This window comes from Sutterella sp., assembly GCF_052272535.1.
GTDB lineage: Bacteria > Pseudomonadota > Gammaproteobacteria > Burkholderiales > Burkholderiaceae_F > Sutterella.
In genome coordinates, this window is the sequence record NZ_DAVZJY010000069.1 from 1 (window position 1) to 10,283 (window position 10,283).

General features: G+C 63.0%; 9 protein-coding genes. 2 read left to right on the forward strand and 7 right to left on the reverse strand.

Annotated features, from left to right (window positions below; translation table 11 throughout):
• Nucleotides 1-109 precede the first annotated feature (109 nt).
• Together gsiB (ACT6Y9_RS05125) and gsiB (ACT6Y9_RS05130) are read right to left on the reverse strand one after the other, a co-directional pair.
• Complete coding sequence (gene gsiB, locus ACT6Y9_RS05125; protein WP_443743733.1) at nucleotides 110-1,648, reverse strand: glutathione ABC transporter substrate-binding protein GsiB; 1,539 nt, start codon at nucleotides 1,646-1,648, stop codon at nucleotides 110-112.
• A 228-nt stretch (nucleotides 1,649-1,876) separates the two neighbouring features.
• On the reverse strand, nucleotides 1,877-3,412 hold the full coding sequence (gsiB, locus tag ACT6Y9_RS05130) for a glutathione ABC transporter substrate-binding protein GsiB (RefSeq protein WP_443743734.1): 1,536 nt from the start codon (nucleotides 3,410-3,412) through the stop codon (nucleotides 1,877-1,879).
• A gap of 543 nt (nucleotides 3,413-3,955) precedes the next feature.
• Here gsiB (ACT6Y9_RS05130) and ACT6Y9_RS05135 point away from each other — a divergent pair.
• The gene (locus ACT6Y9_RS05135) at nucleotides 3,956-5,563 is read left to right on the forward strand and encodes an AAA family ATPase (protein ID WP_295477933.1); all 1,608 of its coding nucleotides are present in this window, start codon (nucleotides 3,956-3,958) and stop codon (nucleotides 5,561-5,563) included.
• Nucleotides 5,564-5,705: 142 nt separating this feature from the next.
• Here ACT6Y9_RS05135 and ACT6Y9_RS05140 read toward each other — a convergent pair whose 3' ends face one another.
• Both ACT6Y9_RS05140 and ACT6Y9_RS05145 read right to left on the reverse strand, forming a co-directional pair.
• Nucleotides 5,706-6,017, reverse strand: coding sequence for a hypothetical protein (locus tag ACT6Y9_RS05140; protein ID WP_443743735.1), 312 nt, complete (start codon nucleotides 6,015-6,017; stop codon nucleotides 5,706-5,708).
• Nucleotides 6,018-6,127: 110 nt separating this feature from the next.
• Nucleotides 6,128-7,309 carry a M20 family metallopeptidase gene (locus tag ACT6Y9_RS05145; RefSeq protein WP_443743736.1) on the reverse strand — a complete coding sequence of 394 codons (1,182 nt, stop codon included), beginning with the start codon at nucleotides 7,307-7,309 and terminating at the stop codon, nucleotides 6,128-6,130.
• 304 nt (nucleotides 7,310-7,613) lie between these two features.
• Between ACT6Y9_RS05145 and ACT6Y9_RS05150 the strand changes: the two genes are divergently transcribed.
• Nucleotides 7,614-8,375, forward strand: coding sequence for a sulfite exporter TauE/SafE family protein (locus ACT6Y9_RS05150; protein ID WP_443743737.1), 762 nt, complete (start codon nucleotides 7,614-7,616; stop codon nucleotides 8,373-8,375).
• A 51-nt stretch (nucleotides 8,376-8,426) separates the two neighbouring features.
• Here the strand turns inward: ACT6Y9_RS05150 and ACT6Y9_RS05155 are convergent, their stop codons facing one another.
• The 3 genes from ACT6Y9_RS05155 to ACT6Y9_RS05165 form a co-directional block, all read right to left on the reverse strand.
• The gene (locus tag ACT6Y9_RS05155; protein ID WP_295477945.1) at nucleotides 8,427-9,038 is read right to left on the reverse strand and encodes a TetR/AcrR family transcriptional regulator; all 612 of its coding nucleotides are present in this window, start codon (nucleotides 9,036-9,038) and stop codon (nucleotides 8,427-8,429) included.
• Nucleotides 9,039-9,467: 429 nt separating this feature from the next.
• Entirely contained in the window at nucleotides 9,468-9,755 is a 288-nt protein-coding gene (locus ACT6Y9_RS05160) for a type II toxin-antitoxin system RelE family toxin (RefSeq protein ID WP_443743738.1), read from the reverse strand.
• Nucleotides 9,752-10,006, reverse strand: a complete 255-nt coding sequence (locus ACT6Y9_RS05165) for a type II toxin-antitoxin system Phd/YefM family antitoxin (RefSeq protein ID WP_443743739.1) — start codon at nucleotides 10,004-10,006, stop codon at nucleotides 9,752-9,754. Before ACT6Y9_RS05165 ends, ACT6Y9_RS05160 begins: the two co-directional genes overlap by 4 nt.
• Nucleotides 10,007-10,283: the final 277 nt, after the last annotated feature.

The window sequence follows — 10,283 nt, forward strand, 5'->3', positions numbered from 1 at the left end:
AAGACAAAAAAGGAGGCGGACCGCACGCAGGCGGCCGCCCCTCTCGAATGAACCGAAATCCGGAGCGCCTCAGGCGGCGGGTGGTTCACGCCGCCGCCCCCTCTGCGGGCTACTCCAGTTCGGCGTTCAGATAATCCATGCCGGCGTCGAGCTGGATGAAGAAGTTCTTGAGGTTCTTCACCTTGGCCGAAACGTTCTGCTCAACCACGAGCGGAATCCAGGGCGCTTCGTCCCACGTGGTCTTCTGCGCGGCGTCGTAGAGCGCCTGCTTCTTCGCGCGGTCCGTGGTCTTCAGTGCATCGGCGAAGTTCTGGTCGAGCACCGGGTTCGAGTAGAAGCCGTAGTTGCCCGCCACGGGCGCCCAGGACTCGGTGGCGAGCAGCGGACGCACCGCCCAGTCGAGTTCGCCCGTCGAGGAGGACCAGCCGGCGTAGAGCATGTTGAGCTTCGCCTCCTCGGGCTTGTGGAGGAGGTAGGCCGTGCGCTGGCCCGACTCCATCGCCATGACGGAGACCTTGACGCCCACCTGAGCGAACTGCTGCTGCAGGAACTGAATGACCTTCTGCGCGGTCGTGTGGTTGTAGAGCGACCAGAGCGTCGCCGTGAAGCCGTTCGGGTATCCCGCCTCCTTGAGGAGCTCGCGGGCCTTCTTCGGGTCGTAGGGCCAGGCGCCGAACTGCGTCGCGTAGTCCACGCCCTCCGGGGCGATGCCGGTCGCGGGCATGGCGAAGCCGTTGAAGGCGACCTTGGCGAGCGCGGCCTTGTTGATCGCGTAGTTGAGCGCCTGACGGACCTTCGGGTTGTCGAAGGGCTTCATCTTCGTGTTGAAGGCGACGTAGCGCTCGATGATCGAGGGCGAGACCGTGACGTCGATCCCTGGTTCGCCTTCGAGGGTCTTCACCTGTTCGGGAGGAACGGGGAAGATGAACTGCGCCTCGCCCGTGCGCAGCATCGCCACGCGGGTGCTGTTTTCAGGCACGGGCTTGAAGGTGATGCCGTCCAACTTCGGGAGCCCCTTCTGCCAGTAGTTGGGGTTCTTCACGACGTGAAGGATTTCCGACGGGTTGTACTCGGCCATCGTGTAGGGGCCTGTGCCGCAGGGATGGAAGGCGATCTGCTTGCCGGGATACTTCTCGAGCGCCTTCGGGCAGATCATCACGCCCGCCGGGTGCGCGAGCTGGTTGATGAAGGCCGAGAAGGGCTTGTGCAGCGTGATGCGGACCGTGTAGGGATCGACCACTTCGGTCTTCGCAATGTTGTTGTAGAGCGAGTAGCGCCGCAGGGCGTTCGCCTTGTTCGTGACGCGGTCGAAGTTCGCCTTCACGGCGCCGGCCTGGAATTCCGTGTCGTCGTGGAACATGACGCCCTTGCGCAGCTTCACGGTGTAGACCAAGCCGTCATCGCTCACCTCGTAGCCCTCGGCGAGGACGTTCTTGAGCTTCATGTCCTTGTCGAGTCCGAAGAGCCCCTCGTACATGGACTTGGCGGCCGTCTGCGAGAGCGTGTCGCCCGCATCGTAGGGATCCATCGTCGTGAAGGTGGAGGCGATGCCGACGGTGATTTCCTTCGCGGCGGCAGGAGCCGAGGCGAATGTGGTGAGGGCGCCCGCGAGGGCGAATGTGAGTGCGGCGGCCTTGAGGTGCTTCATGATGGGGCTTCCTTCGTGCTTTGAAACGATCTTCCTTGGACGCCCTGCGGCGCACCCATGCGGGGCCGGATGCGCATCACGAGGGCGTCTCGTGTGCGTGCTTTTATTCTGAGCAATCTTCGTGCCAGACCGTCGCCGCCGCCGGGCCCGGGACACGAAGGCGCAAAGGGCGGCGCGGACCCTGCGGTCCGGCCGCCCTTCGCGAGGAGATGCTCCAAGCGCGGAGGACTACTTCACGTCCACGCCGCTGAACTCAAACCCGCCGTCGGGCTGGATGTAGAAGCCCGAGACGTTCTTCGCCTGACCCGAGACGTTCTGCTCGGTGACGAGGTAGATCCACGGGCAGTCCTCCCAGACGGCCTTCTGCGCGCTCGAGTAGAGGGCCTGCTTCTTCGCCTTGTCGGTCGTGCGAAGCGCCTCGCGGAAGTTCTCGTCGAGCACCTTGTTCGAGTAGTAGCCGTAGTTCACCGCGACGGGGGCCCAGGAGGCCGTCGCGAGGAGCGGCCTCAAGGCCCAGTCGAGCTCGCCCGTCGAAGAAGACCAACCGGCGTAGACCATCTTCAGCTGGGAGTCCTTGGGCTTCTTGAGGAGGTAGCTCGTGCGCTGGCCGGCCTCCATCGCCATGACGGAGACCTTGACGCCCACCTGAGCGAACTGCTGCTGCAGGAACTGAATGACCTTCTGCGCGGTCGTGTGGTTGTAGAGCGACCAGAGCGTCGCCGTGAAGCCGTTCGGGTACCCCGCCTCCTTGAGGAGCTCGCGGGCCTTCTTCGGGTCGTAGGGCCAGGCGCCGTACACGTCGGCGAATTCAACGCCCTTGGGCGCGACGCCGGTGACGGGATCCGCGAGCCCGTTGAAGGCGACCTTGGCGAGCGCGGTCTTGTTGACGGCGTAGTTGAGGGCCTGGCGGACCTTCGGGTTGTTGAAGGGGGCGATCTGCGTGTTGAAGGCGACGTAGCGCTCGATGATCGACGGGGTCTTCGTGATCGTGAGGTTGGGTTCGCCTTCGAGGGTCTTCACCTGTTCGGGCGGCACCGGATAGATGAACTGCGCCTCGCCCGTGCGCAGCATCGCTACGCGCGTGCTGTTCTCAGGCACGGGCTTGAAGGTCATGCCGTCGATCTTGGGGAGGCCCTTGCGCCAGTAGTCGGGGTTCTTCACGACGTGGAGAATCTCGGACGGGTTGTATTCGGCGACCTTGAAGGGGCCGGTGCCGCAGGGATGGAAGGCGAGCTGCTTGCCCGGGTACTGCTTGATCGCGTTCGGGCAGATCATTGCGCCCGAGGCGTGGCCCAACTGATTGACGAAGGCCGAGAAGGGTTCGTGGAGCGTGAACTTCACCGTGTAGGGATCGACCACTTCGGTCTTCGCGATGTTGTAGTAGAGCGAATAGCGCCGCAGGGCGTTCGCCTTGTTCGTCACGCGGTCGAAGTTCGCCTTCACGGCGTCCGCCTGAAACTCCGTGCCGTCGTGGAACTTGACGCCCTTGCGCAGCTTCACCGTGTAGACCAGGCCGTCCGGGGAGACGGTGTAGGACTCGGCGAGGACGTTCTGGAGCTTCATGTCCTTGTCGAAGCCGAAAAGGCCTTCGTACATGGTCTTCGCCGCGCTGTAGGAGAGCGTGTCGGTCGCGTCGTATGGGTCCATCGTCGTGAAGGTGCTCGAAACGGCGACCGTGATTTCCTTTGCTCCGGCCGGAGCGGCCGAGAGTCCGATGAGCGCGCTCGAGAGGGCGAGCGCAGCCGCGGCATGGATGAGCTTCATTGCTTGCATTTGTGAGAAAAGGTGCTCCGCGCACGGCTCCGTTTCCATCAGGAATGGGGGAAGTCGTGGGGCTTTCCTCCTTCTAAGCAAGGGGCGTGCCGAAGAGGGCGTCGGGAGTGAACTACGGGAAAGCGTGCTCCTGCGCACCAGGGTGATGCGCGCCCGTTTGGGGTGCGTTCATGCATCAAAAGCGTGAACAGGCGAAGCTTTCGCGGGCGTCATCAAGCCGTCATGGAGCCGGCTCGGAGTGATTCCCGCTTCACGAGTTGGTCGCCGGTCTTGCGCCTTGAGACCGGCGCTTGGGTTTGGAGGCGGTGCGACGGGAGCGCCTTCGCGCTGCCGCTCGGACGGCGGCGGCATGAATTCACGGTCGATGGCGGCCGCTCTGGGTTAGGATCTTATGGGTGGAGGTGCGCAGCCGGGCTCCCTTCGTGCCGAAGCCTGCGGGCCTGCGATAGGCAGAGAGACGCCGGTAATGGCTGCCTCTCCCGTCGTCCAAGTAGGTTGCCGCCGCAACCTCGAATCCATACCGTAAGCATCATCATGCAGCCTCTTCCGTTCGGACTCTCCTCCTTTGAAGCGATTCGCGCCGGCAACGCCGTCTATGTCGACAAAACGGCGCTTCTTCCGGAGTTGGCGCAGATCGGCGCAAAGATTTTTCTCGCCAGACCGAGGCGCTTTGGCAAGTCGCTCCTCGTTTCGACGTTCAAGTCGCTCTTTGCGCACGGACTGCGGGACTTCAAGGGTTTGGCAATAGAGGGACTGTGGAACGACCGGACCTATCCTGTTGTTCATCTCGACCTTTCCGCTTTGCCCGAATTCAGGTCGCGGGGTCAGTTTCAAAGCGTCTGGACTGATTTGCTCGCTGCAAATTTTGCGACGGTCGGATTCCGCTTCGATTCGGCAAGCACCATCTCGTTCTGGCAGCAGTTTCGGTTGTGGCTGCGCTCGCTTCCCGTCCTTTCGCTCGTCGTGCTGATTGATGAATACGATGCGCCACTCACGAGGGTGATCAACGACGAAGATTCGTTCAATGAGGTTAGAGATCAGCTCAATGAATTCTTTCGCGCATTGAAGGAATGCGACGGAGCGCTGCGCTTCTTCTTCATGACGGGCATAACGAAGTTCAGCCACACCAGCATTTTCTCGGCCTTCAACAACCTTTATGACATTTCGCTCGAACCGCAGTACGGCGCGCTTCTGGGCTGGACGGAGGATGAGGTCAAGCAGTGCTTCGGCGAGTATGTCGGGCGGGCCTCCAGAGCCCTGAATGTGTCAACGGAAGAGATTGTCGACGGATTGAGGCGCAATTACGATGGATTTTGTTTTGAACAGACGGGATCCGTTCACGTTTTCTGTCCTTGGTCCGTACTCCATTTCCTGCGTTCTCCTGCAACGGGTTTCCAGAACTATTGGTATCGTAGCGGCGGACAACCGACCGTTCTGAAGAATTTTCTCAAGCGACACGCCATTGCCAATCCATTGAAATACGATGTACCGCTGAGTCTCCCGCTCTCCGAGCTGCAGGCGCCGCGGCAGTACGACGAACTTTCACTCGAAGTGCTTCTGACGCAGGCCGGGTACCTCACCATCCGGTCGGTGCGTTCTGATGAGGTCGTATTTCTCGGGTACCCAAACGAAGAGGTTTCGGTTTCTTTGGCGAGGCTTTATTCAGACGAGCTGCTGCGGGGGCGGCCCATGCGCGGCAATGTGGATGCGCGGCCGGCCGGAGAGGTCCTTGCTTCCGGCTCGCTCTCCGATGTGGTTGCGCTCTTTGGAGATGCATTGAACGCCATCGACTACAAAGACTATCCCATCAAGAGCGAGGCGCACCTTCGGGCTTATCTCCAAGTCCTGCTGATTGGTGCCGCCATGGTGCCTGAGGTGGAGAAGCATTCCGCGCTCGGGCGCAGCGATCTCGAGCTCAATGCCGGATGCCGCCGGTGGGTTTTTGAATTCAAGTATGTGGAACATGAGCGAGACGTTCCCAAACTGCTCAGGAAGGCGCTTGAACAACTCAGGGAGCGGCGCTATGGAGAAACGCCGCACGGCAGAACGCTCCTCAGGGCGGCGTTGGTTTTCGACGGCGCCAAAAGGCGCTTCGCCGCAGCGGAGATGCTGCACGAAGAGAGCGGCTGCGGTGCAAAGTAGCGCTTCAAAGTGAGCGGCTCTTTCAGGAGCCTGTGGAATGTCGTAGCCGCCTGTTGCGGGGATATGCCGCGAAAGGCTCTTGAGAGGAGCGCCGCCCTCCTGATCAGATACCTCGCCGGGCTTGCGCGACGGTAGGGCGACGCTAGCCTATTGCGGACGACTCAAAGGCGTCTGGAGCTCTGCGGCAGCGTCCGCGTTCACGGCGAGCCATCCTTTGAGCTCTGACGAGGCCGGATGGCGTCTCGGATCCCATGCTCCCGTAGAACGTCACTTCGATCACCTGCAGGTCGACGCCTTCTGCGGCGAGCTTCGGCTTGATGAAGTTCAGGATGTCGACGTGCGGCACGGGCGTGGCGCCGATGCGGATTACGTCTGCGGCCGACGCCGCCGTGGAGAAGGAGCCGAACGAAAGGAGGGCCGCTGCGGCAGCGATAAAGGTCAGTGACTTGATCATGGCGGAATCCCTCATGGACAACGACACGGGCTCTCGGGAGGAGACGTGTGGATTATTCCTGAAGCCTACGCGTGTCAAGGGACCGAGCGGCCGCGCGCCGCAACGTGGTATTACGACCTCGGCGCGACTTCGCCGCCGCAGAGCACCGCCCGCACGGCGCGGTGAATGGCTCGCGCGGCCGTTTCGATCATCTCGACCGAGGCGCTTTCCTGAGGCGTATGGGCGAGCCTGCCTTCGCCCGGTCCGAAGTAGAAGGCCGGAATGCCGAAGGCGCACATGTAGCCGCCTTCGCCCCAACCCGACATCGGCGTGGTCTTCAGGGGACGGCCCACCTCTTCGGTGAGGGCCGCGATCGCCCGGCGGCAGGCCGGAGCGTCCGTCTGGTCGGCGAGCGCGGGCCAATCGCCCGTGATGGTGGTCGAAGCCTTCACGTCGGGGAAGTCCGGATCCTGCCGGCACTCCTCGAGAACGCGCAGGATGCGCTCCTCCTGAAGCCTTCCCGTCTCCTCGCCCTGGAAGCGGAAGTCGATCGTGACGCTGGCGTGCGCGGGGACGACGTTCTCGGCCGCGCCGCCCGAAATCAGGTCGATCGAGCAGGTCTGCGGGCCCTTGGCGGGCCCCTCCTTCATCATTTCAGGAAGACGCTTCCTCGCCTTCACCGCGAAGAGGCAGGCCGCATCGACGGCGTTGACGCCGAGATGCGGGCGGCTCGAGTGCGCGCTGCGGCCCTCGAAGTCCACGCGGATCCAGGCGTCGCCGCGGTGGGCCGAGTGGATCTCCAGTTCGGTCGGTTCGGCGATGAGGCAGGCGTCGGGGCGGGGGGCTCCCGCCTCTTCGAGCGCCGCCTTGACGCCGCGCACGTTCGTCTCCTCGTCCGTCGAGAGGATGAGCCAGAGCGAGCCCGGGAGGTTCTCCTTCGAGGCCTGCGCGAAGGCGGCGATCGCCGCCGCGGCGCCGCCCTTCATGTCGGTCGCGCCGCGCCCGAGGAGCCTCCCCGCCTTCACGTCGCCCGAGAAGGGCGCCTCCATGCCGGCGGGCGGCACCACATCGATGTGGCCCGAGAGCATGAAGGAGGGCGCCTCGGGATCTGTGGATCCCGCGTGCGCGAGAAGCACGGGCGCGTCAGGGACGGCCGTGCAGACGTGCACCGTGACCGACGGGTCGGCGGACTCTTCAAGGATGTGCTTCACCGCCTCGACGACGTCGAAGACGGCGGGGGAGCCGGAAACGGAGGGAATGCGCACGAGCGTCTGCGCGATGGCGACGGCGTCGGGGAGTAGGAAGGAGGCCATGATGAATGAGGCGCGGCGCCGGGGAAAATTCCCGTCGTCCGCGTTCAGAAAGGTTGTCGTTCCTTTGAGCCTATCGCCCGGTTCCGGCGGGCGCCTGCGCAGATCGCCCTAGCTGCGTCTGCGCGGGCGCAAGAGGACGCGCCGCAGCGCGGCTGCGGCCGCTGGCCACCGGGGCGGGAGCGGGAGGCCCGCGGCTAGAATGCAGTTCCCTTCTGCGGCCTACGCCGCAGGCCTCCCGCCCCACTCTTTCGAAGCGTCCGTCCGGTTCCCGGCGGCTTCGCCCTTCTGCAGAAACAGGCCCGGTATGGAACTCGACCTCATCACCTTTCTGATCGTCTGTCCGCTCGTCTTTCTCGGCGCCCTCGTGGACGCCGTCGCGGGCGGGGGCGGCCTCATCGCGCTTCCGGCCTATCTGCTCGCGGGCGTGCCCGCGCATATGGCGCTCGGCACCAACAAGTGCTCGAGCTGCCTGGGCACCGTGGTCTCCGCCTTCCGGCTCTGGCGGGCCGGGTACCTCCACGTCGGCGCGGCGCTCCCGGCGGTGGTCTGCGCCTTCCTCGGGAGCGTCGGCGGCGCGAAGGCCGCGCTTCTTGTCCCCGAGCACGTCTTCCAGATCCTCCTCGTGGTGATGCTTCCCGTCGCGGCCTTCTTCGTCTTCCGGAAGAAGTCCATCCCCGCCGAGCGGGAACCCATGGACGAGCGGCGCCGGTTGATGATCATCGCGCTCTCTGCCCTGGTCTGCGGCGCCTACGACGGCTTCTACGGCCCGGGCGCAGGCACCTTCATGCTCCTCGCCTTCACTTTCTGGGGGCGCTTGGGCGTCAAGGAGGCTTCGGGCGAAATGAAGGCCGTGAACCTCGCGAGCAACACCGCGGCCTTCGTCACCTTCGCCGCAACGGGCGAGGTGATCTGGGCGCTCGGCCTTACGGCGGCGCTCTTCGGCATCGCCGGCCACTACATCGGCGCGGGGCTCGTGATCAAGAACGGCACGCGGATCGTGCGGCCGATCATCGCGGTCGTGCTCGTGATCCTCTTCGTGAAGACCGGTTGGGAATTGCTCGCCTGAGCCGGGTGCGGCGCAGGAGCCCGGATAAGGGCGCTGCGGCGCCGACGGGAGTCAGCGGCCTGCGAGCCGCCCGAGGATCATCCGGACCTCCTCGAAGGAGGGGGGCGTGAGGTCGTAGGCGCGGTGGATGTAGGCGCCGTCAAAGAGCGCCTCGATCGCCGCGGCCGTCGCGGGCGGAAAGAAGCGCATGAATTCGCGCCTCGAGCGGCGCAGCACGTTTTCCGCGAAGGGCTTCATGTCCTCGCGCCGGCTCGCGTACGCATAGAGCTCGAGTGAAAGCAGAAGCGCCCGCCGGTCCGCCGGCCCGCAGATGATGCGCGCCACCACGTCGAGCATCTCTTCGGGCGACTGCGCGGCCTGAAGCTGCGCGAGAACCGTCCGGGTCATCAACGCGTCGAAGCGCGCGAATGCGGCGCGCAGCAGCTCTTCGCGGTCCGTGAAGTGATAGGTCATCGAGCCGAGCGGCACGCCTGCCTGCTTGGCGACGCGGCGCATGGTGGTCCCCGCGACGCCCACCTCCTCGATCACCTCGATCGTCGCGTCGATGATGCGGCTGCGCCGCTCGGGGTCCCGCCGGCGCCGAGCGTGGGCGGGAGCGGGAACGTTGTAGGTGAAGACCATGCCGGTGGAGTCGGAGGGTTCGGCGGGAAGATCGTCAGTCATGGCGGCGGGCTGTTCGGGAAAGAGGTTGGCGCAAGTGTACAAACGTCCGGCACGAAAACGTGCGCCTCAGCCTTCCCGAAAACGAGACGCTCGAGGGCGGCGCCGTGTGGCTTCACTACGCCGTGAAGAACGTCTGAGAACTTCCCTTCGGGAGCAATCGCCGGAGCCTAACGAGAGAGTGAGTCAAACAACGCCCGCGGCGGGTCGCTCCATTTCATGCGACCGGTTGGATTCACGCAAGGCGCTCCTCCGTCCTTCTTCTTTCCGCCGCCCTCAGCGCGGCTCCTCTCACGGACCTTCCTGCTCTAGCGGGCGAACGGCTCGAGCAGATCGTGCAGGCGTAGCCTCCGCGCGTCGGCACGCCGGGCGACTGCCGTCCGTCCCCGGCAATCCAGAAAGAGGATTCCCGACGGCGATTCTGTTGATCTTTTAGTTCAGCCTATCTTCGGCTTTGGCGTACACAATTAATTTATCTCGTTTTCCGACACTAACCACCGCGACGACGAGAATGTCATCAATCACTTGATACACCAAGCGGTAGCCAACTTGCCTCAGCTTGATTTTGTAGCAATCAGGCAGGCTACGCAGCCGAGCAGATTCCACCCGAGGATTGAGTGCCCTTTCCTCTAGTTTTTTGGCAAACATACGTCGGATCGAGTGATCCAATTTTTCCCATTCTTTCGCAGCACTTTCGCGGAACTTGATCTGATACGTCATTGCAGATCCTTGGTTAGATCTACATCAACCAATTTTTCATGTTGGCGTTCCAACACCAACTGCCGAAGTTTTTCATCGTCAACCAATTCCATGAGTGCCGCATAAGCCTGCGCCGGAACACAATAGAACTCAGGGACATTGCGGTTCAAAATCGCCACAGTTTGTCCGTTGCCCGCCTGAACCGTTGCAGAGGGATTCTTCTTGAGTTCAGTGATGCTGGCTACGGTGTCGGCAAGAATTACAGAAGCCATAAAGCACCTCTTAAAGGTATCGTTAAAAGATTTTTAACAGGTCTGATTGTACCATCTTTCTACTCAAAGAAAAACCGAGGCTTCGTGCATGCATGTGGGTAGGCGTCGCCTCGTTGTGGGGCTGAACCTCCTGATGCAGATGGAATTTTGCGCATCCCATGCCCTGCGGGCGAATCCTGCAACGTTGATTTTTCTGAGCTTATCCGGCACTCGAATTCGGATTACGTCGTTGTGCGGTAGTCCGAGGCTGCCTCGGGTCAAGGCCCGGAGCCATTTA